The sequence below is a fragment of the Telluria sp. RT2P19 genome (assembly GCF_059685725.1).
The window spans coordinates 47,199-70,635 of the sequence record NZ_JCASIL010000024.1; the positions used below are offsets into that span (position 1 = coordinate 47,199).

The 23,437-nt window shown below is 66.2% G+C and carries 18 protein-coding genes and 1 pseudogene; 12 read left to right on the forward strand and 7 right to left on the reverse strand.

The window, feature by feature from the left end:
* The first annotated feature begins 6 nt into the window (after positions 1–6).
* Together AC56KW_RS22990 and AC56KW_RS22995 are read left to right on the forward strand one after the other, a co-directional pair.
* Positions 7–1,677 carry a VRR-NUC domain-containing protein gene (locus AC56KW_RS22990; protein WP_497172951.1) on the forward strand — a complete coding sequence of 557 codons (1,671 nt, stop codon included), beginning with the start codon at positions 7–9 and terminating at the stop codon, positions 1,675–1,677.
* A gap of 6 nt (positions 1,678–1,683) precedes the next feature.
* Positions 1,684–3,945, forward strand: coding sequence for an ATP-dependent DNA helicase (locus AC56KW_RS22995; protein ID WP_497172952.1), 2,262 nt, complete (start codon positions 1,684–1,686; stop codon positions 3,943–3,945).
* Positions 3,946–3,957: 12 nt separating this feature from the next.
* Here the strand turns inward: AC56KW_RS22995 and AC56KW_RS23000 are convergent, their stop codons facing one another.
* The 7 genes from AC56KW_RS23000 to AC56KW_RS23030 all read right to left on the reverse strand — a co-directional run bounded on the left by AC56KW_RS23000 (position 3,958) and on the right by AC56KW_RS23030 (position 10,772).
* The gene (locus tag AC56KW_RS23000) at positions 3,958–4,686 is read right to left on the reverse strand and encodes a LytR/AlgR family response regulator transcription factor (protein ID WP_497172953.1); all 729 of its coding nucleotides are present in this window, start codon (positions 4,684–4,686) and stop codon (positions 3,958–3,960) included.
* Positions 4,687–4,689: 3 nt separating this feature from the next.
* Positions 4,690–5,757 carry a sensor histidine kinase gene (locus AC56KW_RS23005; protein ID WP_497172954.1) on the reverse strand — a complete coding sequence of 356 codons (1,068 nt, stop codon included), beginning with the start codon at positions 5,755–5,757 and terminating at the stop codon, positions 4,690–4,692.
* Complete coding sequence (locus AC56KW_RS23010) at positions 5,757–6,491, reverse strand: LiaI-LiaF-like domain-containing protein (RefSeq protein ID WP_497172955.1); 735 nt, start codon at positions 6,489–6,491, stop codon at positions 5,757–5,759. The genes AC56KW_RS23005 and AC56KW_RS23010 overlap by 1 nt, the downstream gene beginning before the upstream one ends.
* Positions 6,481–6,855 (reverse strand): LiaF transmembrane domain-containing protein, encoded by a 375-nt coding sequence (locus AC56KW_RS23015; RefSeq protein ID WP_497172956.1) that lies wholly within the window; start codon positions 6,853–6,855, stop codon positions 6,481–6,483. The genes AC56KW_RS23010 and AC56KW_RS23015 overlap by 11 nt, the downstream gene beginning before the upstream one ends.
* 199 nt (positions 6,856–7,054) lie before the next feature.
* Positions 7,055–7,231 (reverse strand): hypothetical protein, encoded by a 177-nt coding sequence (locus AC56KW_RS23020; protein WP_497172957.1) that lies wholly within the window; start codon positions 7,229–7,231, stop codon positions 7,055–7,057.
* A gap of 77 nt (positions 7,232–7,308) precedes the next feature.
* On the reverse strand, positions 7,309–7,470 hold the full coding sequence (locus AC56KW_RS23025) for a hypothetical protein (protein ID WP_497172958.1): 162 nt from the start codon (positions 7,468–7,470) through the stop codon (positions 7,309–7,311).
* Positions 7,471–7,769: 299 nt separating this feature from the next.
* On the reverse strand, positions 7,770–10,772 hold the full coding sequence (locus AC56KW_RS23030; protein WP_497172959.1) for a TonB-dependent receptor: 3,003 nt from the start codon (positions 10,770–10,772) through the stop codon (positions 7,770–7,772).
* Positions 10,773–11,011: 239 nt separating this feature from the next.
* On the opposite strand from AC56KW_RS23030, the gene AC56KW_RS23035 reads away from it, so the two are divergent.
* The 10 genes and pseudogenes from AC56KW_RS23035 to AC56KW_RS23080 all read left to right on the forward strand — a co-directional run bounded on the left by AC56KW_RS23035 (position 11,012) and on the right by AC56KW_RS23080 (position 23,428).
* Positions 11,012–11,971 carry an N-acetylmuramoyl-L-alanine amidase-like domain-containing protein gene (locus AC56KW_RS23035; RefSeq protein ID WP_497172960.1) on the forward strand — a complete coding sequence of 320 codons (960 nt, stop codon included), beginning with the start codon at positions 11,012–11,014 and terminating at the stop codon, positions 11,969–11,971.
* 420 nt (positions 11,972–12,391) lie between these two features.
* Positions 12,392–14,368, forward strand: a complete 1,977-nt coding sequence (locus AC56KW_RS23040; RefSeq protein WP_497172961.1) for a polysaccharide biosynthesis protein — start codon at positions 12,392–12,394, stop codon at positions 14,366–14,368.
* 57 nt (positions 14,369–14,425) lie between these two features.
* A complete protein-coding gene (locus AC56KW_RS23045) occupies positions 14,426–15,754 on the forward strand; it encodes a nucleotide sugar dehydrogenase (RefSeq protein WP_497172962.1) in 1,329 nt (442 codons plus the stop codon).
* 145 nt (positions 15,755–15,899) lie between these two features.
* Complete coding sequence (locus tag AC56KW_RS23050; protein ID WP_497172963.1) at positions 15,900–16,961, forward strand: Gfo/Idh/MocA family protein; 1,062 nt, start codon at positions 15,900–15,902, stop codon at positions 16,959–16,961.
* A gap of 2 nt (positions 16,962–16,963) precedes the next feature.
* Positions 16,964–17,659, forward strand: coding sequence for an acyltransferase (locus AC56KW_RS23055; RefSeq protein ID WP_497172964.1), 696 nt, complete (start codon positions 16,964–16,966; stop codon positions 17,657–17,659).
* 2 nt (positions 17,660–17,661) lie between these two features.
* A pseudogene (locus AC56KW_RS23060) lies at positions 17,662–18,741 on the forward strand (DegT/DnrJ/EryC1/StrS family aminotransferase); the annotation flags it as partial.
* A gap of 143 nt (positions 18,742–18,884) precedes the next feature.
* A complete protein-coding gene (locus AC56KW_RS23065; protein ID WP_497172965.1) occupies positions 18,885–20,216 on the forward strand; it encodes a lipopolysaccharide biosynthesis protein in 1,332 nt (443 codons plus the stop codon).
* Positions 20,213–21,553 (forward strand): O-antigen ligase family protein, encoded by a 1,341-nt coding sequence (locus AC56KW_RS23070; protein WP_497172966.1) that lies wholly within the window; start codon positions 20,213–20,215, stop codon positions 21,551–21,553. The genes AC56KW_RS23065 and AC56KW_RS23070 overlap by 4 nt, the downstream gene beginning before the upstream one ends.
* Positions 21,459–22,616, forward strand: a complete 1,158-nt coding sequence (locus AC56KW_RS23075) for a glycosyltransferase (protein ID WP_497172967.1) — start codon at positions 21,459–21,461, stop codon at positions 22,614–22,616. The genes AC56KW_RS23070 and AC56KW_RS23075 overlap by 95 nt, the downstream gene beginning before the upstream one ends.
* A 125-nt stretch (positions 22,617–22,741) precedes the next feature.
* The gene (locus AC56KW_RS23080; protein ID WP_497172968.1) at positions 22,742–23,428 is read left to right on the forward strand and encodes a hypothetical protein; all 687 of its coding nucleotides are present in this window, start codon (positions 22,742–22,744) and stop codon (positions 23,426–23,428) included.
* Positions 23,429–23,437: the final 9 nt, after the last annotated feature.

The window sequence follows — 23,437 nt, forward strand, 5'->3', positions numbered from 1 at the left end:
TTGGTCATGATCAGGGTGTTGGAAAACGAGTTTTATTATCTGGATAACTTCCAGCGCGTTCTCGATTGGATCGGCGAACGCTATGGCGACCTGCTCGACGACGGCGAACACGCCTTCCTGGCCGCCTTCCCCACCCTTCCGCACAGCGCGCGCGCGCTGTTCGTGCGCATGGTCATGCGCAAGGGGAATCTGTTCCGCGCCAGCAAACTGAGCTATGCCGAGATCGGTTGCCCGGTCGAGGCCGCCAGACACCTGCTCGGCACCGGCTGGATCGAGGCCGACCCCGAGCTTACCCTCGACGAGTTGTTCGACCTGCTGTCCAAGCCCGAGCTTGCCGACGCCTTCGGCGCGCAATTGCAGCGCAAGAGCGCACGCAAGGAAGCGCAGCTCGACGCCCTGCGCCCCCTGTTCCCCGCAGCGCGGCGCTTCTCCGCCTGGCATCCGGCCTGTCCCGACGTCGCCTGGCGCATCCTGGTCAAGCCGTTGTGCGATCGCCTGCGGCTGGTCTTCTTCGGCAACCTGCACCAGGGCTGGACCGATTTCGTGCTGTCCGACCTGGGCCTGTTCCGCTACGAGACCGTCGATATCTCGCCGGCCTCGCGCGGTTTCCGCCGGCGCGTCGACGTCGACCACTACCTGCAGCTGCACGCCTGCCGCGAACGCTTTGCCGCCGGCGAGGACGTGGACGAGGTGGTGCGCGACCTGCCCCTGCACGCCTTCGACAACGACTGGCTCGAGAGCCGGCGCGAGAAGCTCGTGTTCCACATCGGCCAGCACTACGAAAAACTGAAGGATTGGGACGGCGCCTACGCCGCCTATGCGCGCTGCCGCTTTCCCGGCGCGCGATCCCGCGCAATCCGGGTGCTCGAAAAACACGAACGCTTCGACCAGGCCCACGCCCTGCTCACGCTGGCCCAGGCAGCGCCCGAAAACGAGGCCGAGCGCCAGCACCTGGCCCGTATCGCGCCGCGCCTGGCGCGTCGCCTGGGCCACGCGCGCCTGGCCCCGCGCGGCAAGACGGTCGTCGACCGCATCGACCTGCGCCTGGCGCCGCCGAATGGCGAACGCTGGGTGGAAGGCGCCGTGCGCGGCCACCTGCATCAGGACGACGCACCGGTGTTCTATGTCGAGAACGCGCTGGCCAACACCCTGTTTGGCCTGTTGTGCTGGCGCGCCGTGTTCGCCGCCATCCCCGGCGCCTTCTTCCACCCCTTCCACCGTGGTCCGGCCGACCTGCACAGCGCCGACTTCCACCAGCGCAGGCAGCCTGAATTCGCCGCCTGCCTGGCGGAGCTTGACAGTGGCAGCTATCGCGACACGATCCGCCGCAACTATCACGAGAAAACCGGCTTGCAGTCGCCGTTCGTGCACTGGGACGGCATCACGCTCGACGTCATCGAACTGGCGCTGGCCTGCATCCCGCCGGCCCACCTGCGCAAGTGGTGCGAACGCATCCTGGCCGACATCAAAGAGAACCGCACGGGTTTCCCCGACCTGATCCAGTTCTGGCCGGGCGAAGGCCGCTACCTGATGATTGAGGTGAAGGGCCCGGGCGACCGCCTGCAAGACAACCAGCTGCGCTGGATCGACTACTGCGCCGCGCATGGCATGCCGGTGTCGGTGTGCTATCTGCAGTGGCTCGAATCGACCGGGATGGCGGCGTCATTGGCGGCTTGAGATTACGTGAGCTACACCATCGCCGTACGCGCCCTGTGCGAGTTCACCGCCAAGCAGGGTGACCTCGACCTGCGCTTTACCCCCTCCCCCAGCGCCCAGGAAGGCCTTGCCGGTCACGCCGTCGTCGCCGGCCGGCGCGGCGACGGCTATCGCAGCGAAGTCACGCTGTCGGGCGACTGGAACGACCTGCACGTGCGCGGCCGGGCCGACGGCTACGATGCGAACGAAAACCTGGTCGAAGAGGTCAAGACCCACCGCGGCCGCGTAGACGCCATTCCCGACAACCACCGCCAGCTGCACTGGGCCCAGTTGCGCGTCTACGGCCACCTGATGTGCCAGGAGCTCGGCATGGACTCGGTCAACCTGGCCCTGGTCTACTACGACATCGGCAGCGGCGTCGAAACGGTGCTGCGCGAGACCCGCGACAGCGCCTGGCTGGGCACGCACTTCGCGCAACTGTGCGAACGCTTCTCGCAATGGGCCGCCAGCGAAGCGGCGCACCGGGCGGCGCGCGACGCAGCGCTGGGCGCGCTGCGCTTCCCGCATGCCGATTTCCGTCCGGGCCAGCGCCAGCTCGCCGAGAGCATCTACCGCGCCAACGCCAGCGGGCGCTGCCTACTGGCCCAGGCCCCGACCGGGATCGGCAAGACCGTGGGCAGTCTGTTCCCGGTGCTCAAGGCCATGCCGCGCGAGAAGCTGGACAAGGTCTTCTTCCTGGCCGCGAAAACACCCGGCCGGCGCCTTGCGCTCGATGGCGCCGCGACGCTGTGCGCCGCCAGCCAGGCGCCATTGCGCGTGCTCGAACTGACCGCGCGCGACAAGGCTTGCGAGCATCCCGACAGGGAGTGCCATGGCGAATCCTGCCCGCTGGCGAAAGGTTTCTACGACCGCCTGCCGGCGGCGCGCACGGCCGCGGCCGGGTTGCCGGTGCTGGACCGCGAAGCGCTGCGCGAGGTCGCCCTGCGCCACGAGGTCTGCCCGTACTACCTGGGCAGCGAAATGGCGCGCTGGTCCGACCTGATCGTCGGCGACTACAACTATTATTTCGACGGCAGCGCGATGCTGTACGCGCTCGCGCTGAACAACGGCTGGAAGACCGGCGTGCTGGTGGACGAGGCCCACAACCTGGTCGGCCGGGCGCGCGGGATGTACAGCACCGAACTCGATCGCGAGATGCTGCGCCTGGCGCGCGCGGATGCGCCAGCTGGCGTCAAGAAGGCGCTGGAGCGCGTCGGCCGCGCCTGGACCGCGGTCGACAAGACGGCACCGGCCCCTTACCAGCTGCTCGACAAGGTGCCGTCCAAGCTGGTCGACGCCTTGCAGGAAGCCGGCAGCGCCATCAACGAACACCTGGCCGCCTTTCCCGGCCCGCTCGACCCCGACCTGCAGCGCTTCTATTTCGACGCCATGCAGTTCGTGCGCCTGGCCGAATCGTTCGGACCACACTCGCTGTGCGACCTCGCACGCGATGCCGACCGTCCCACCCTGCGCGATTCGACCATCTGCATTCGCAACGTGGTGCCGGCGCCCTTCCTCGGCCCGCGTTTCGCGGCCACGCATTCGAGCACCCTGTTCTCGGCCACGCTCGGGCCCTGGCACTACTGCCTCGATACGCTCGGCATGCCGGACGACACGGCCTGGGTCGAGGTCGAGTCGCCGTTTTGCGCCAGCCAGCTCGAAGTCCACGTGGCGCACGGCATCTCGACCCGCTACCAGCGGCGCGCCGCCTCGATCCAGCCGATCGCCGAACTCATCGCGCGCCAGTACCACGAACGGCGCGGCAACTACCTGGCCTTCTTCAGCAGCTTCGACTACCTGGAGCAGGTGGCGAACGCGCTGGCGCGCCTCGACCCGGGCATTGCCGCCTGGCGCCAGGAGCGGCGCATGAGCGAGCACGAACGCCAGGGCTTCATCGACCGTTTCACGCCGGACGGCGCAGGTATCGGCTTCGCGGTGCTGGGCGGCGCCTTCGGCGAAGGGGTCGACCTGCCGGGTGAGCGCCTGATCGGCGCCTTCGTCGCCACCCTCGGCCTGCCCCAGGTCAATCCCGTCAACGAGCAGTTGCGCGAGCGGATGCAGGCGCTGTTCGGCGCCGGCTACGACTACACCTATCTGTATCCCGGCATCCAGAAGGTGGTGCAGGCGGCCGGCCGCGTGATCCGCACCGAGCAGGATCGCGGCGTGGTATGGCTGATCGACGACCGCTTTGCCCAGCCGGGCATCCGCGCCCTCATGCCTGCGTGGTGGGAACTCGATTCACGGCGGTAGTCTTAGCGAAGTTCAGGCGAGCAGTTCCCGCACCTTCTGGTAACCGCTGCGGCTGATCGGCAGCTTCACGCCGCCCTTCAGCACGGCGCAATGGTTGTCCTTGCTGACCGGCTCGATGCGCTCGACCGCGCCGACGTTGACGATGTACGAGCGGTGGATGCGCACGAACATGGCGCCGTCGAGCTGCGCTTCGAGCTCCGACAGGCGCTGGTGCTTCAGGTAAGCCTTGCCGCCGGCGCAGATCTGCACATAGTCGTCCTGGGCCTCGATATAGTCGATGCTGCCGCTTGCGACCACGTGCACGCAGGCGCCGTCACGGATCAGGATCCGTTCGATCGGCTGCTGGCGCGCCTGCGCCTCTTTGATCACCGCCGCGATCCGGGCCGGCTGCGGCGAACGCAGGCGCGCCTGCGCCAGTGCCTCGGCCAGGCGCTCGCGCGAAAACGGCTTGAGCAGGTAGTCGACCGCATGCACCTCGAACGCGCGCAGCGCGAACTGGTCGTAGGCGGTGGCGAAGACGTAGTGCGGCTTGCTGCCGGCCAGCTCCACGACCTCGAAGCCGTCCAGCTTCGGCATCTGGATGTCGAGAAAGACGAGATCGGGCGCGTGCTCGGCGATCGCCTTCACCGCCTCGAAGCCGTTGGCGCATTCGCCCACGATCTCGATCTCGGGATGCGCCGCCAGGTATTCGCGCAGGACCGCCCGCGCCAGGTATTCGTCGTCCACGATCAGGGTTCGCATCCCTCAGTCTCCTGTGTCCGCGGGCAGCACCAGGTCCACCCGGAAGGTATTGTCCACGCGTGTCGCATGCACGCTCGCTTCGATGCCATAGGCGGCCAGCAGGCGCGCGCGCACATTGGCCAGGCCGATGCCGCTACCGGCCCCTGCGCCCCCCGCGTCCGGATCGACGCCGTTCTCGACCCGCAGCTTGAGTTGCGAACCGGCCCGCTCGGCCCGCACCCGCACCACGCCACCTTCGAGCAATTGCCCGATGCCGTGCTTGACCGCATTCTCGACCAGCGGCTGCAGGATCATCGGCGGGAGCAGGCAAGCCGCGGCATCCACGCCGACCTCGCGCTCGAAGCCCAGGCGCGGTCCGAAGCGCACCCGCTCGATCGCCAGGAAGCGCTCGACCAGCGCTACCTCGGCCCCCACCGTCACCTTGCGGTGCGCCTCCAGTCCCAGCGTATGGCGAAAGAAGCCCGCCAATTGCAAAGTCATGTCGCGCGCCGCACCGGCATCGATGGTGGTCAGTGCGCTGATCGAATTGAGGCTGTTGAACAGGAAGTGCGGGTCGATCTGGGTGCGCAGCATGCGCAGCTCGGCGTCCTGGGCCAGCAGCCGGAGTTCGAGCTCGCGTCGCTCCAGGCCCCGCGCGCGCTCGAATTCCAGCGCCAGGTAGTTGGCACAGGCGCTCATCCCGTACAGCAGCACGCCAACCCCGAACATCACCGCCGTCAGGGGCCGCGACATCACGACACCCTGACCTTGCGGCGCCAGATACTGCCACCACGCGGCCCAGCCCGACGCCGCAGCGCACCACAGCAGGGCCGCGCACACGGCGCTGAGAAAGAACACGCCCAGCACCGCCGGCGTGGCCTTGCGCCCGAGCGGATAGGCACGGCACAGGTAATAGGCCGAAAAGCCGCACACGGCGGCATACACCAGCACCAGCGGCAGCGCGAACAGCAGACTGGCGGCGACGCCGGCGCCGCTGGTCGCGTCCAGCAACCCGGCCAGCATCAGCCCCAGCATCAGCCAGGCGGCGAGGTATAGCGCGGCGCTGCGCCGCGCCCAGAAGCCGCCGCCCATCAGTTGCGGATTTCCACGCCACCCATGATCGCGTAGCCGCGAATGACCAGCCGCTTGCTGTTGTCCGGCGGCGCGATGGTCTTCTCCTCGAAGCCGCCCAGGATCGGCGTGCCCTGCAGGATCACCGACCAGTCGGGCGGACACTTGATGGTCACGCCGCCCCAGAACGCGAACACATTGATCACCGCCTCGCCCTGGATCGAGGCGCCGCGCATATCAAGTTCGCAGCCGCCCATCACCGCCGTGATCTCGCCGCCGCGGAAGTTCTGGGTGGTGACGCGGCGCTCGTAGGCGCCGAGGATGGCGGTCACGTCGAGGACCTCGCCGGCGCCGGCAGCAGTAGCGGTAGCCACTGGTGCGCCATCGAGCATCGCCACGCCGCTGTCGAGTGCGCGCTTGTTGCGCACCGCCTTCGCCACCAGGAAGCTTCCCAGACCGATCAGTACCAGCGGCCAGACCGTGCGCCAGCTGAAGTCGATGATGTCCATCCGATCGAGCATCAACAGGATGCCGAAGCCGACCAGGCCGGCGCCGAGCAGGGTGCCGCCCTGGGTCCGGGTATCGCACAGCTTGACCGTGCCGACGATGACGAACAACATCGGCCAGAACGAGAAGGCGCGGTGCATGTCGACGACACCGAGGTTATCGAGCAAGAACAGGAGGCCCATCGCGATCACGAGCAGGCCAAGCACGACCTGGCCCGCGGCTCCCCTCGGCTGCAGGTCATTTTTCATGACGGCTCCTCTGGTTGTTGGCGAAGCGGCGCGCGATGAACGGATCCAGCACCAGCTTGACGCCCCACATCAGGATGAACAGCGGCCAGCTGTTGCGGAAGGTCAGGCCGAAGGCGTTCTCGAACACGGCGAACAGCCACAGGCCGGTGAACACGGTCCACAACCCGTTGCTGAATTCCTTCGGACTCGGGTAGCCGATGGTCTGGCCGATGCCGACCACGACCAGCAGCAACGGCGCGTAGTGCCAGTAGTCCTGGGCGTCGATATAGTGCAGGCGGTCGAGCAGCACCACCGCGCCGACGACGATCAGGAGCAGGCCCCACAACACCTGCTTGCGCCAGCGATAGGCGTCTTCGGATTCCATTGCATCACTCCTCTCGTTATCGAACTGGATACACGATAGCAAGCAACAGGGCAATCGCGAAAGCGCTATTCGGCGAACGGCGGGTGGCGAGCGGCGAATGGAGAGTGCGCGCGGCGGGCGGCGAGCAGCAGCGAAAAGCGGGAAGGATGGACGTAAAAAGCCCGCCTCGCAGGCGGGCCGTGTACGGCGCGGGGGTGGGTCAGGCTGCGCTTTGCGCTTGCTCGCGCTGTGCCTGGCCTTTTGGCTGGTTGCGATACTTGGCGCGGGCTTCGGCCTGGCGCACGGCTTCGCGTGCCACGTTGGTACGCTTGATTTCGAGGCGTTCTTTCTTGCCGCGGTGCTGGGCGATGTGTTTGCTGCCGATCTTGCTGGTCATGGATGTCTCCTGTGGTGGGCTGGGCGCCGCGTCCTGGCAGGACGTCGGCGCGAAAATCGTTGGTGCGAGGTGGCGCGTCAGGAGCGGTTGGCGCCCATCTTGACATCGGCCGGCATCAGCATGCCCCAACCAAGCTGGCGCCGGATTTCTTCCGGCGTCGGCGGCGGCTCCGGATCGCGCGATCGACGCTCGAGATAGGCGCGCACCAGGTGCTTGGGTGGATGCTTGACATCGGACATGACGGCCTCCGCTTCCGTTGCGGGACGGCGCCTGGACTGCTGGTGGCGGCGCCCCTGAATTTGGTGCCGATCCTCGAGGCGACCGGCTAACCTGTTGAGGTTTCGGATGGCTGCGAAGCGAATCGCGCGTTTCCTCACTCAGACAGGTGCATCTTATCGAAACCCTGCCAGATACACCGTTAGGTGACGCACACTTCGCGCGTCAATACTGTCAGCTGGAACAGGTGACATATTAATGACTGCGGCGCGCATGAAAAAAGGGGAGCCGCAGCTCCCCTTTCGTCACGTGATGGCGACGATCAGAACTTGTAGCGCAGGTTCAGGTAGTACTGGCGGCCGCTGACATCGAGCTTCTGCTGCTCTTGTTCGCTATAGCGATACTGGGCGCGCTTGGCGTTGGTCAGGTTGGTCGCGCTGAACGCGAGTTCCAGGTTGTCGGTGAAGTAGTAGTTGGCGGAGAACGCCAGCGTGGTCACCGCGTCGGCGTAGGTCGGCGCGGTCGGCATCGCGATACCGTTGATCACCGACAGGCCCTGGCTGTTGGCGGTCGGCGAAGGCGCGGTGGTGCTGTTGACGTATTCACCCCGGTAGTTCGCCACCAGGCGCGACGACAGCTTCGCATCTTCGTAGTAGAGCCCGATATTACCGGTCCATTCGGAAGCACCCACCATCGGCCGGCCATCGTCGACCTTGGTCTTGGCGCGGCTGACGTTCGAGGTGAAGCCGAAGTTGGTCTTGCCGAACGGCTGCTCGTACTGCAGCTCGATGCCGTTGATCTTGGCGCCCTGCTGCGATGCCGTGTTGATGAAGAAGGTCTTCACAGTCTGGTCGCGCGGGTCGAGCAGGTCGACGGTGGAGCTGCCCACGGCGCCGGTCTTCGGATAGCCGTCGATCGACGAGTGGAACACGCTCACTGCAACGATCGAACGCGGCGCGAAATACCACGACCACGACAGGTCGATATTGTCCGAGGTTTGCGGCTCCATGTCCGGATTCGGGCCGGTCACGCGGCAGCCGGTGGCGTCGCAGCCAGGGGTGCCGAAGCCGCTGCCGAGCAGGTTGTAGTTCTGGCGGCCGATGGTGCGGCTCACGCCGAAGCGCGCCAGCATGTCGTTGCCCATGTCGTAGCGCAGATTCAGGCTAGGCAGCCAGTTGTCGAAGGTGCGCTTGGTCGGCGTTTTGTAGTACATGATGCCGCCCAGCGGATTGAACGGCACGCCGTCGAAATAGGCGGTGGCGTCGCCCGCGTCGGTGATCGCGCCGGGGTAGGCAGCGCAGGTGACCGGAGGCTGGCCGGGCTCCACGCGCTGGCATGCGCCCGCCGGGATCGGGGTCGCGATGTTCGCCTTGACTTCGGTGCGCGTGAAGCGCACGCCGAGGTTGCCCGACCAGCGTTCGCCTTCGAGGTTGGCCATCACGTAGGCTGCGCTCTGGCGCTCCTGCATGTCGATTTCCGAATTCACGCGGCGTTCCCAGGCGTCGCTGGTGACCTTCGTGTTGTTGGCGATGTATTCCTTGATCGCTTCCGGGGTATAGGTGAAACCGGTGTTGTCCCAGCCTGCAGGGCCATCGAGGCCGTCGCCGAAATCGCCGGGGAAGGCCTGCCAGCCGGTGGTCGGCGTCGGCGTGTTGGAGACCACGCGCCCGCTGACCGGATCGACGGTGATGCCATTGCGGAAGGCCGGGCCGCGGCGCCCGCTGGTGCGCTTGTGGTCCGCGAAGCGCACACCGCTTTCGAGCGACTGGAAGATGCCGCGATCGAGGCGATACTCGGCGTCGAACTGCGCGCTCCATTCCTTGTCGACGGTCTTCACGCCCGACGCCGCGCGGTCGACGATGGTATAGCCGCTGCCGTCGGGGTTCAGGCCCGGCTGGTTGCCGCCGGCATTGTGGTATTGGACGAACGGCGCGTCATGCAGGTCGCCCAGCGCGTACGAGATGCCGGTGCCATAGCGCGCCAGCGTGAGGCCTTGATCGAGCTTGGTCTGGCCGACGCCGCGGGTCGCCGACAGCAGGGTCTTGACGGTCAGGTCGTCATTGACACGGTACTTGGCGTCGAGGTCGAGGAACGAGCTTTCCGCCTTGGCGCCGTCGCGGAAGAAGCCTTCCGAGTTGCCGACATACTGTGGCGTGGTCCCGTCGGGGAACACGATGTCGGCGGCCTTCAGCACCTTGAGCGGATGGCCGTAGACCGTGGTCTCGTCGACGATCACGGGATTGCGGATCTGCGCGTACACGCGCTGGCCCCTCGAGTTGGTGTTGGCGGCGGCGGCCACCGTCGAACCGAGAGGCTGGTTCTTACCGAGCAACATGGAGTAGATGGCGCTCGAACCGAGGCGACCGTGGTTGTCCGCATCCATCGCCGAATGGAAGCCGGTCATGGTCACGTCGAGGTCGCGGTTCGGCTTGAATTGCAGCGACAGCATGCCGCCCTTGCGGTCGCGCACCGATTCCACGAACTCCGAACTCATCGAGCCCGGCAGGCGCACGCCATTGAGATCGGCGGCGGTGTAGCCGGTGCCGGCGAGCGAGGCGTCGGTAATTCCCAGCATGGTCGAGGTGTTGATCACGTCCCAGCCGCTATTGGTGCCGTAGGCAAAACGCGAGACCGAGTCGCGCCGCACATGGCGTTTTTCGGCGAACAGCGCGGCGAGCACGCCGAAGGTGCCGGCTTCGTTTTTCCAGGTGACCGAACCGTTCATGTCCGGCGCATAGCGGCCCGGCAGGTCGGCGTAGCTGGCGCCGACGCTGACCACGCCCGAAAACCGCTCTTTCTGCGACAGCGGCTTCCTGGTACTGACGTTGATGGTGCCCGCCAGGCCGCCGTCGACGATATTCGCCTGGGAGGATTTGTAGACGACCGCCTGCTGCAGCACGTGCGACGGCATCAAGGACAGGCTGGTCGAGCGCGAGCTCGAGGCCTGGTCGGCCACGTACCAGTCGGCGCTGCTGACGGCGTGGCCATTGAAGATGATCAGCGACATGTCCGGGTTGGTGCCGCGCATCGACACCTTTTCCGCCTCGTCGTAGTCGGTACGGACCGCGACGCCGGCGAGGCGCTGCAGCGAATCGGCCAGGTTCTTGTCCGGCATCTTGCCTACATCCTCGGCCGTGATCACTTCGACGTTGGCCGATGCGTCCCGCTTGACCGACAGGGACTTGGCCAGCGAGGCACGGATACCCGTCACTTCGACGGTCTGCATCGGTACGTCCGCGGTGGCTTCCTGCGCCATGGCCGGCAAGGCTGCAAGGCTCCAGACTGCCATCGATACGGCCGCTGCGAGCGGCTTCTGCTTGAACATCTTCTCTCTCCTGGGAATAGTGCTATCGTTATTGCTTAAGGCAGACTTAGGGCTGCCATGCTTCGAGTATTCATGATCCATCGCGTCCGTGAATAATCACTTGTGTTCGCTTCTATATAACTTGAAGGAATGTACACAATCGGCGCCTTGCGAAGGTTATGGCCGGGTGAAGAAATTTCATTACCCAGACCGGGCGCACAAGATTAGCGTGACGTTTTTCCCCCACATTGATGAATGCCATGCGCCTTGCCTGCCTGCTGCTTGCCAGCGCCGTCCTGACCGGGTGCGCCACCGCTCCGGCCACCAAGCCCGCGCCACTCCCCATCCCCGGTGCGCCGCCGGCGCCGCCCCCGTTGTCCGCCCTGCTGCAAAAGCAGGTCTACCAGATGACGCCGTTCGAAGCGGGCCAGTACATCACCCATATGCAGGGCGCCGAGCCCGACCTGCGCAAGCGCATCGCCGCGATCGGCCGCAAGAACATCGGCCAGCCCTATTCGCTGAACCTGCTGGGCGAGTTCCCCTATGAGCTGCACGACAGCTTGCCGCTATATAGTCTGGCGCAGAGCGATTGCGTGGTGTTCGCCGAGCACACCTATGCGATGGCCTTGTCCGGCTCGTGGGAAGAATTCTTCTGGATGCTGCAGCGGATCCGTTACCGCGATGGGGTGATCGGCGTGGCCACGCGCAACCACTACACCGAGATGGACTGGAACGTGGCCAACCACTGGCTGGTGACCGATGTCAGCGCCGACCTGGCCGGCGCCGGCGGTCCCGCTTACGACATGAAGGTCGACCGCGCGCGCTTTCTGCGCACCCGCCACGGCACCGTGCGCGACATTCCCGTGCAGACCAGCCGTCAGGCCTATGTGCCAAAGGAACAGGTGGCGGCCATCGCCAGCCAGTTGCAGGAAGGCGATTTCGTCAACGTGATCTCGACCCGCGACGGCGAATACTGGGCCTCGCACGTGGGCCTGGTCGTGCTGGGGCCCGACGGCGAGCGCCATTTCCTGCACTCGGCCGAGCCAGCGGTGCGCGAGGAGACCTTCGAGTCGTACATCGGGCGCACGCTCGAGCGCCAGGCGCGCAATGCACGCGCGGGCAAGCCCGGCCAGACCCTGGCCGGCTTCAAGTTCCTGCGCCTGAACGAACAGGTCACGGTGCCGCCGATGGCGCCGCAGCCACGTCCCGGCCACTCCTGATACCGGCACTGCCTTGCCGCGTTCCAGCCTGCCGGGCTGGAACGCCTTCTGCCTTTCGTTTCCATCAGCTGATTTGCTGACCCGCCTGTCCTTAATTCGCCTGCAATAAATATATAGCCCGCAGTAATTATTATCTGCGGCGTTTATCTTTATTACTTCTGATATCGGTTTCATAGCTCAGGATACTCTATCCCTGAAGGCTGTTGAGTGATCTCAAGCCACGCACCCAATCGTGAACAGATAATAAACTTATAAGTACCAGGTCCATTCAATTACCGCGCAAGCATTCAAATGCCTGGTAATGCAATAAGCCATTATTTTGCATGCAATAACACGTCGTTCTCTTTCAGCGAGAAGCCGATCGCCATGTTAATTCAGCGCCACAGCCTGCCCAGCCAGCTTTGTAGCAAGATTGTTTCCATGCATCGTAGCGCCAAGGTGGGCCTGGCCGTGATGGTCGACCTGATTGCCCTACCAGCATGTTTTTTAATCGCAATGATATTGCGCGGTGGCGATTTGCAGCTGGCAAAACAATTTGGTCCAAGCTCGTATTTACTGGTCGCCGTGCTCACGATAGCGGCATTCTGGCTATCCGATCTTTACCGCGCCGTTATTCGCTTTATCGACCATCGCCTGCTCACCCTTACCGGGCTCGCATTGGCCATTGCCATATTGTGCGCCTATCTGACCCTGGTATTCCTCAATGAAGCGCGGTTCCCGCGCAGCGCGCTGGCCATATATTGGTTCATCGCCTTTTCCTATGTCGTCGTATCACGCATCGGCGTGCGCAAGCTGTTGCGCAGCAAGCGCGGTCCCTGGGCCGGCAATGCGCTGGCGGTCGCCATCTACGGCGCCGGCGAGGCCGGCGCCCGGCTGGCCCAGACCATGCGCGACGACGACGACTACCGTCCCCTGTGCTTCTTCGACGACAAGCGTGCGCTGAACGACCGCACGGTCGCCGGCCTGCGTGTGTTTCACACCTCGCGGCTGGTCGAACTGGGCGCCACGCTCGGTATCCGGACCATCGTCATTGCCCTGCCCGCCGCCGCACCCGAGCGCCTGCGTGAACTGATGCAGCGCCTGGGCCAGGCCGGCGTACCTACCAAGATCCTCACCCGCCTGGTCGACCTGGCAGACGACAAGGCCCATGACAAATCGGCGCTGCGCGACGCCATCCGCGAGATCAAGTTCGAAGACCTCCTCGGCCGGCCGCCAGTACCGCCGCGGCTCGATCTGTTCGCGCGCTGCGTGCGCGGTAAAGGGGTGCTGGTGACGGGCGCTGGCGGTTCCATCGGCGGCGAACTGTGCCGCCAGATCGTCACGCTGAGCCCGGCGCGCCTGCACCTGATCGACCACTCGGAGTACGCGCTCTACACCATCCGGCAAGAGCTGGCGGCGCGCTTTCCCGACCTGCCCATCCACGCCCACCTGGGTTCGATCTGCAACGCCGACCTGGTCGAGCGCGTACTGGCCGCCGGCGGCATCGATACCATCTACCATGCGGCGGCCTACAAGCACGTGCCGCTGGTCGAGACCAATATCGTCGAGGGCCTGCGCAACAATGTGCTGGGGGCCCAGATCATCGCCGCCGGCGCCGCGCGCCATGGCGTGCATACCTGCGTGCTGATCTCCAGCGACAAGGCCGTGCGGCCGACCAATATCATGGGCGCCAGCAAGCGCATCGCCGAACTGATCTTCCAGGCGGCGGCCACCCGCGCCAGCGGCGGTGGCGGCGGGGCTGGCAACGGATCCGGCAACGCTTCCGGCAACGGCAGCGGCACCACCTTCTGCATGGTCCGCTTCGGCAATGTACTGGGCTCCTCGGGTTCGGTGATCCCCTTGTTCCAGCGCCAGATTACGCGCGGCGGGCCGGTCACGATTACCCACCCCGAAGTCTCGCGCTACTTCATGCTCATCCCGGAGGCGGCCCAGCTGGTGATCCAGGCCGGCGCCATGGCCAAGGGCGGTGACGTGTTCGTGCTCGACATGGGCGAACCGGTGCGCATTCTCGACCTGGCGCGCACCATGATCGCCATGCACGGCCTCACCGAGCGCACGTCCCAGCAGCCGCGCGGCGACATCGAGATCCAGTTCGTCGGCCTGTTCCCCGGCGAGAAACTGCAAGAAGAGTTGTTGACCGACGGCACAGTCTTCCCCAGCGAACACCCACGCATCATGCGCATGAAAGAAAGCGCGCTGCGCCCCAGCGTGCTCGAGACCTGCATCACCTGCCTGATGATGGCCTGCAAGACCCACGAGCGCGGCCCCATCGAGTCGATGGTCAAGGCCATCGTGTCCGAATACCTGCCGTCGACGCCGGTGCAACTGCCGCCGGCGCCGGTCGAGGAGCCGGCGCCCGAGAGCCTGATCCGCAAATTCGTGCCGTTCCGGATCTAGCGCGCCGGTCCCGGTCACGGTTGTCATACCAGCCCTATCGTTACTGTCGAGGAACCCATGCGAGACGAAAACCAATCAGTTTACCTGGAGCAGCTGCTGGCTCGGCTGCGCGACCGGCACGCCGTGATCGGCATCATCGGCCTCGGCTATGTCGGCCTGCCGCTGGCGCTGCGCTACGCGGCCGAGGGCTTCCGCGTCCTGGGGATCGACGTCGATCCCGACAAGGTCACACGGCTCAACCGCGGCGCCAGCTATATCGCCCACATCGGCGCCGCGTCGATCGAGGCGGCGCGCGCCGCCGGCTTCGTGGCCAGCACCGATTTTTCGCGCACGAGCGAGGCCGACGCGCTGGTGATCTGCGTTCCCACCCCGCTCACCGCCTACCGCGAACCCGACCTGTCGTTCGTGACCGGCACCGTCGATTCGCTGCTGCCGCATATGCGTCCCGGCCAGCTCCTGTCGCTCGAGAGCACCACCTATCCCGGCACCACCGAGGAAGAACTGCGCCCGCGCCTGGAGTCGCGCGGCCTGCACGTGGGCCAGGACGTGTTCCTCGTGTTCTCGCCCGAGCGCGAAGACCCGGGCAATCCCGATTTCCATACGCGCACCATCCCCAAGGTGTGCGGCGGCTCGACCGATGCCTGCCTCAAAGCCGGCCTGGCCCTGTACCGCGCCGCAATCGACACCGTGGTGCCGGTCAGCTCGACCCGCGCGGCCGAGCTGACCAAGCTGCTCGAAAATATCCACCGCGCCGTCAATATCGGCCTGGTCAACGAAATGAAGATCATCGCCGACCGAATGGGCATCGACATCCACGAGGTGATCCGCGCCGCCGCCACCAAGCCGTTCGGCTTCACCCCCTATTACCCCGGTCCCGGCCTGGGCGGGCACTGCATCCCGATCGACCCCTTCTACCTCACCTGGAAGGCGCGCCAGTATGGCCTGCACACCCGCTTCATCGAGCTGGCCGGTGAAATTAACAGCGATATGCCGAACTGGGTGGTCGGCAAGGTGGTCGACGCCCTCAACGAGCGTGGCCGCGCGGTCATGGGCAGCCGCATCCTGGTGCTGGGCATCGCCTACAAGAAAGATGTCGAGGACATGCGCGAGTCGCCGTCGGTGGCGCTGATGGAGCTGCTGCGCGCGCGCGGCGCCGCGATCGACTATTCCGACCCGCACGTGCCGGTCTTCCCGCGCATGCGCGAACACCGCTTCGAGCTGTCCAGCGTCCCCCTCACCCCGTCCTCGCTGGCGTCCTATGACGTGGTGTTGCTGGCCACCAGCCACAGCGCCTTCGACTACGAGCTGGTGCGCCAGTACGCCAACCTGATCGTCGATACGCGCGGGGTGTACCCGAACCGGCTGCCAAACGTCGTGCAGGCCTAGGGGCCGGCATCCGGTCATCCGCGCCGCCTTAGACGATTCGTCCAGCACGACTCGTTCAGCCTGACGCGCCCTGGCCGATCCACATCCGATCCACGCCCGATCCACGCCCGACCCATTTACGCCACCGTCACACCCGGAGCCCCGCATGCGCCACTACCCTCCTCCCATCCTCGACCGCAAGATCCGGTTCGCCCTGATCGGCTGCGGCCGCATCTCCCGCAACCACATGGACGCCGTACGCGAACACGCCGACCGCTGCGAACTGGCCGGCGTCTGCGACATCGACCCGCGCGCGCGCGAAGCCGCCGCCGCCGGCACCGGCGCCCGGCCCTATGCCAGCCTCGACCACATGCTGGCCGAGCTCGATGCCGACGCGTTCGTGCTCGCCACCCCGTCCGGCCTGCATCCTGGCCAGACGGTGCGCATCGCCCAGGCCGGGCGCCACGTCATCACCGAGAAACCGATGGCCACGCGCTGGGAAGACGGCAAGCGCATGGTCGCCGCCGCCGACGCGGCCGGCGTACGGCTGTTCGTGGTCAAGCAGAACCGCCGCAACGCGACCCTGCAACTGCTCAAGCGTGCGGTCGAGAAGAAACGCTTCGGCCGCATCTATATGGTCAACCTCAATGTGTTCTGGAGCCGGCCCGAGGAGTATTACCGCAGCGCCGGCTGGCGCGGCACCTGGGAGTTCGACGGTGGCGCCTTCATGAACCAGGCCAGCCACTACGTCGACCTGCTCGAATGGATCGTCGGCCCCATCGAAAGCCTGCAAGCGTATACCGCCACCCTGGCGCGCGACATCGAGGTCGAGGACACCGGCGTGATGAGCCTGCGCTGGCGCAATGGCGCGCTGGGCTCGATGAATGTGACCATGCTGACCTGGCCGCGCAACCTCGAAGGCTCGATCACCATCCTCGGCGAGCACGGCAGCGCTCGCATCGGCGGCGTGGCGGTCAATGAAGTCCAGCAATGGGAGTTCGCGCACGCCGACCCAGACGACGCACTGGTGACCCAGGCCAGCTACCAGACCACCTCGGTCTACGGCTTCGGCCATCCGCTCTACTACGACAATGTCATCCGCGTCCTGCGCGGCGAGGCCGAGCCCGAGACCGACGGCCGCGAAGGCCTGAAGTCGCTCGAGGTGCTGGTCGCCGCCTACCGCTCGGCGCGCGACGGGCGCCGCGTCGCCCTGCCACTGGAGTACTGACCATGGCCGTCATCATCCATTCCAGCGCCATCGTCGACCGCGGCGCCCAGCTCGGCGACGACACCCATGTCTGGCACTTCGCCCACGTCTGCGCCGGCGCCCGTATCGGCGCGGCCTGCTCGCTGGGCCAGAACGTCTTCGTCGGTAACGACGTCAGCATCGGCAACGGTGTCAAGATCCAGAACAATGTCTCGATCTACGACGCCGTCACGCTCGAAGACGATGTCTTCTGCGGTCCCAGCATGGTGTTCACGAATGTCTACAATCCGCGCGCCGCGGTGCCGCGCAAGCACGCATACCGGCGCACGCTGGTGCGGCGCGGAGCCACGATCGGCGCCAATGCCACCGTCGTGTGCGGCGTCACGATCGGGCAATACGCCTTCGTCGCCGCCGGCGCCGTCGTCAACCGCGACGTCGCGCCACATGCGCTGGTGGCCGGCGTGCCGGCACGCCAGATCGGCTGGATCAGCCGTACCGGCGATCGCCTCGCCCTGCCGCTCACCGGCAATGGCGAGGCGCGCTGTCCCCACACCGGCGAACCCTACGTTTTGCAGGACGGCGCCTGCCGGCCCGCCAGCTCGTCCTTTGGCGCCGACGCCTGGCGCGCGCTAATCGAGGCCGACACCGGCACCGGCGCCGGCCTCAGCCCCAGTACCAGCACCACCACCAGCACCACCACCAGTACCGCACGAGGCTAACCATGGAATTCATCGATCTCAAATCGCAATACCTCGCCTCGCGCGCGCTGATCGACGGCCGTATCCAGGCCGTCCTCGACCACGGCCAATACATCCTGGGCCCCGAGGTCGCCGAGCTCGAGGCACGCCTGGCCGCCCGCACCGGCGCGCGCCACTGCATCACGGTGTCCTCCGGCACCGAGGCGCTCGTCATCGCCCTGATGGCGCTCGGCATCAAGGCCGGTGACGAGGTGATCACCACGCCGTTCTCCTTCATCGCTGCCGCCGAGGCCGTACTGCTGGCGGGCGCCACTCCGGTGTTCGTCGACGTCGAGGCCGCCACCGGCAATCTCGACGCGCGCCTGGTCGCCGAGCGCATCACGCGGCGCACCCGTGCCATCATCCCGGTGTCGCTGTATGGCCAGCCGGCCGACATGGACGGCATCAACGCCATCGCCGAACCGTATGGCATCGCCGTCATCGAAGACGCCGCCCAGAGCTTCGGCGCCACCTATCGCGGCCGCCAGAGCTGCCATCTGTCCACGATCGGGTGCACCAGCTTCTTCCCGAGCAAACCCCTCGGTTGCTATGGCGACGGCGGCGCCCTGTTTACCGACGACGACGCCCTGGCCCAAGCCATGCGCGAAATCCGCGTCCACGGCCAGTCGCGCCGCTACGTGCACACCCGGCTGGGCGTGGGCGGACGCATGGACACGCTACAGTGCGCCGTGGTGCTGGCCAAGCTGGAGCGCTTCGACTGGGAAGTCGAACAGCGCCGCCGCGCCGCCGCCGCCTACGACGCACTACTGTGTCACCAGGTGCCCGTGCTCACGGTGCGTAAGGACCGCAGCAGCGTCCATGCCCAGTACACGGTCCTGGTCGACGCGCGCGAGCGGGTGCGCGGACTGCTCTTCGCAGCCGGCATCCCGACCGCCGTCCACTATCCGGTGCCGATCCACCACCAGGCCGCCTACGCCCACCTGGCGCGCGGCGCAGCCTACCCGGTGGCCGAAGGGCTGGCCAAGCGCGTCCTGAGCCTGCCGATGGGACCGTTCCTCGGCCACGCCGACGCACAGCGCGTGGCCATTGCGCTGCTCGACGCCTGCCGCCAGGTCCGCGACGGCGCGCCGGCCGGCACGGCTGCCGATGCGCACCCGTTGGCGAGCTCCACGGCAAGCCCGGTCGAAAGCCCGGTGGAAAGCGCGGTTGCCAGCCTTGCTGCGGGCCTGGCGGCCGGCCTGCGCTCGTGCCCGGTCTCGAGTCCGGCGTCAAGCCCGAGCGCGACGGCGGCCACGCTGCACGCACCAGCGACCACCCCGGCCGTCGCTTCATGAAGACACTGCCGCCTTTCTGGCGCCACGTCGCCACCGTCCTCGGCGGCGCCATCGGCGCCCAGGCCCTGCCGCTGCTGGCGGCGCCGCTGCTGACGCGCATGTGCACGCCGCAAGAGATGGGCGCCTACAGCGTCTGGCTCGGCGTGATCGCGCTGTCCGCGATCGGCGCCACGTTGCGCATGGAGGCGGCAATGATCCTCGACCATCAAGAAGCGCATCAGCGCACTTGTTTTCGGGTTGTGTTCTACAGCGCCACCATCGCCGCATTGCTGCTGACCTTGCTTGCCACCGCCGTCCGGCTGGCCGGCTTCGAACCGGCCCTGCACCTGCCCTGGGCGGCCCTGCTCACCATCGGTGCCGGCGCCTGGCTCACCGCCTGCATGCAGACCACGCTGGCCTACGCCACATCGCACAACGCCTTCGGCATGGCGGCGCGCGCCAAGGTGGTGGGCGCCGCCGTCATCGTCCTTACCCAGCTCACCCTGCTGTACGCCGGCCTCGGCGGGTCGGGGCTGATCGCCGGCCACTTGTGCGGCCTGCTGGCCGGCTACCTGTGCGCGCGCCGCCTGCTGCATCCGCCGCGCGCCCCCATCGCCTTGGTGCCGGATGCCGACCAGCTCGCCTACCTGCGCCGCCACCAGGCCTTCTGGCGCTATTCGCTGCCGTCGAACCTGCTTAACGGCGCCGTCAGCCAGTTGCCGCTATTCCTCATCGGCATGCGCCACGGCGCCATGGCCGCCGGCCTGTACGCACTGACCCAACGCGTGCTGTCGGCCCCGGTCTCGCTGCTGGCGGCGTCGGTACTCGAAGTCTTCAAACGCGAATCCGTACGCGAATTTCGCGAGCACGGCAATTGCAGCCGCACCTACCGCCACACCTTCAAGGCGCTGCTGGTGATGGGCATCGGACCGGCGTTGCTGCTGATGGCCTTTGCCCCCACCCTGTTCGCGACCGTGTTCGGTGCGTCCTGGCGCGAGGCCGGCGAGCTGGCGCAGCTGATGGCGCCACTGTTCCTGCTGAACTTCATCGCCAGCCCGCTGAGCTATGTGTTCTTCGTCGCGGGCCGCCAGAAAGCCGATCTGCTGTGGCAGGTGACGCTGTTCGCGACCACCCTCGGCGCCTTCCTGCTGCCGGGCAGCGCGCACGAGAACGTGCTGTGGTACGTGATCGGCTATTCCTGCCTGTACCTGGTATACCTGCACATGTCCTGGAACTGCTCGCGCAATGGGCTGGCTGCCGCATGACGATCCTGCCCGCCTCCGCCGCCGAACCGGAGCCCGACGCCTGGGCCCTGGCGCTGGGCCCGGGCCCCGACCGCCCCCATGGCGCGGCGCGCGCCCGGCGCGAACAATGGCTGATGATCGCCTGCTTCTTCATGCTGTTCCCGGGCTTTTTCTTCTATCACACCTTGCTCGGCACCGGCGCCACCGGCGCCTTCCTGGGCGGCTACTTCGCCCCGGTGGCGCTGGCCTTCGCCGCCCCGATGTGCCTGGTCTACCTGGGCCGCATGCGGCGCGATGCGCAGCGGCTGACCCTGGTCGACATCCATTACGGCGTCTTCTTCGCCTATTTCGTGGGCGTAGTGGTGGTCAATGGGGCCGCTGGCGCCAACCGCACCATCCTGGTCTACCACCTGCTCGCCATCCTGTTCATGGTGCTGGTCTACATCCAGTTCTGCTTCATCGACTTCGACAGCCGGCGGTTCCGCGCCATCGGGCTGCTGAGCCTGGCCGGGATGTCGGCCATCGTGTTTTCGTACTCGGTCGACGGCGTGTTCTACCTCGGCGCCCTCGGCATCGCCAAGGACGCCAGTGCCCTCGCCACCTACCAGGGTTTTTCGCGCTCCTACCTGTTTACCTACCTGGCGGTGGCCACCTTCACGCGCGGCCTGCCGCTGCGCCTGGGACTGCACGCCCTGGGCGCCGCCACGCTGTTCGTCAACACCGCGCGCAGCGAATTCGTGGCCTTGTTGTTCGCCATCCCCCTGATCGAGTTTTATTATTCGCGCCACAAGCTGGTCTTCGTGCTGGCCGGCGTATGCATCGCCACCACCCTCGGCCTGTATGTCGACCAGATCCTGGCCGCGCTGCCCTCGAATCGCATCCTCGAACTGTTCGACCTGTCGCACTCGACCTCGGCCAACAAGCGCCAGCAGCTCACCGTGCACGCCATGCAGTCGATCACCGCCCACCCGATCCTGGGCGACTATGGCAGCTACAAGCCCGGCCATTATTCGCATAACGCCCTGTCGGCCTGGGTCGACCTGGGACTGTTCGGCATGGCCTACGTGGCGGCGCTGGCCATTGTCCCGATCACGCCGATGTTCATCCACGAATATTTCGCCGCGCGCGGGCGCGCCCAGTTCCTGCAGGCCTTCGCCTTCGCCTGCGTGACCGTGCTGTTGCTGCTGACTTCACATTACTTCACCGACATGCTGCTCAGCGCCACCCTCGGCGCCTGCAGCCGCTATGCCCATGAGAGAAAACATGCCACGCATCGTCCACCTGACTTCGGCGCATCCGCGCCACGACACGAGGATCTTCGTCAAGCAATGCCGCACGCTGGCCAGCCACGGTCATGAGGTGTTCCTGATCGTGGCCGACGGCCTGGGCGACGAAGTGCGCGATGGCGTGCGAATCGTCGACGCCGGCCGGGCCCGTGGCCGCGCAGGCGCCGTCGTGCCGGGGCGGATCGGCCGCATGGTGTGGACCACGCGGCGGGTTGGCGCGCACGCCCTGGCGCTGGATGCCGATGCCTACCAGTTGCACGACCCGGAGCTGCTGCCGGTTGGCCTGCGCCTGCGGCGGGCCGGCATGCGGGTGGTGTTCGATGCCCACGAGGACGTGCCCACCCAGCTGCTCGACAAGCCCTATTTGACCCCTGGCGTCGCGCGCCTGCTGGCGCGTCTGTATGCGCGCTACGAGCGTCATGCCTGCGCCCGACTCGATGGCGTGCTGGCCGCCACCGCGCATATCCGCGAGCGGCTGGCGCTCTGCAATCCCTGCACGGTCGACGTCGCCAACTTTCCCCTTCCCGAGGAATTTTCACCCGGGCACGGCTGGGAGGCGCGCACCGAGGTGTGCTACGTCGGCAGCATCTCGGCAATCCGCGGGATCCGCGAAATGGTGCAGGCCTGCGCCTTGCTGCGCAGCCCGGCCAGGCTGGCCCTGGCCGGCAGCTTCGCCGACCCGGCGCTCGCGCACGACATGGCGCTGCTGCCGGGCTGGCCCCGCGTCCGCGCGCTCGGCCACCTCGATCGTGAGGGTGTGCGCCGGGTGATGGCGTGCGCCTTCGCCGGCCTGGTCACCCTGCTGCCGACCGCGAGCTACCGCGATGCGCTGCCCGTCAAGATGTTCGAGTACATGGCGGCCGGCATTCCCGTGATCGCCTCGGATTTTCCGCGCTGGCGCGCCATCGTCGAGGCCAGTGACTGCGGCCTGTGCGTCGATCCGCGCGACCCGGCCGCCATCGCCGCCGCGATCGACCGCCTGGCCCAGGACCTGCCCCTGGCCCGGCGCCTGGGCGCAAATGGCCGGCGCGCGATCGAACAGACCTATAACTGGAGAAACGAAGCACAAAAACTCGTCCGGTTTTACGCCGACCTGACGCGGCATCCATTGGCGCCCCATCTGGCGCCGACTTAGCATTGGGAAACCGAATGCAGGCATAGGAAACCATTCATGTCGCCAGACAATCCATCGTTTAAGCGAGTTCAATGCATTGCAGCGCGATTCACCTTATCGTTGTTTTACAGATCCCGGGTGAGAATATGTTCTTACAACACTACAACACATTTATTCAAGCCATTAATTTGCCGGTAGCAAACCTCTGCTTTCACGAGCAGATCGCACCGGACGATATCCGCACCACCTATCACGCTTTTACCCGCCCGCATCCGCGCTTCCGGTTCATCGGCGCCAAGACGGTCGGCGCGGCCTTGATCGACCTGTCGCGCTATGCCGACCGGCAGGCCTATCAAGAGCAGATCAAGGCAAAAAACCATGGCGGCTATCACGCCAGACGCGCACGCAGTCGTGGCTACCGTTTCCTCGATATCGACCGCAACGATTATGTCGACGACATCCACGCCATCAATACCTCGCTTGATAGGCGACAGGGCCGGCCGATGGACCGGAAATATACCGAGAAATGCGAGGCATTCAAGACCATGCCGCATTTCCGCCACCACGGCATTCTCGATTCACAAAATAAATTGGTCGCGTATGCGAGCCTCGCCATTTATGGCAATTTCGCCGCATTCTCGCAAATGCTGGGTATCCGTAATAACGACGGCATCATGCACCTGCTGCTGGTGGAAGCCATCAACCGCCTGATCGACGAAAAGCAAGTGCGTTACGTCATGTACGACACCTTCTTCGGGGCCCAGCCAGGCCTGAAGACCTTCAAGACCATCCTGGGCTTCCAGCCCTACCGCGCGCGGTACTCGCTGCAATAACCCGGCGCA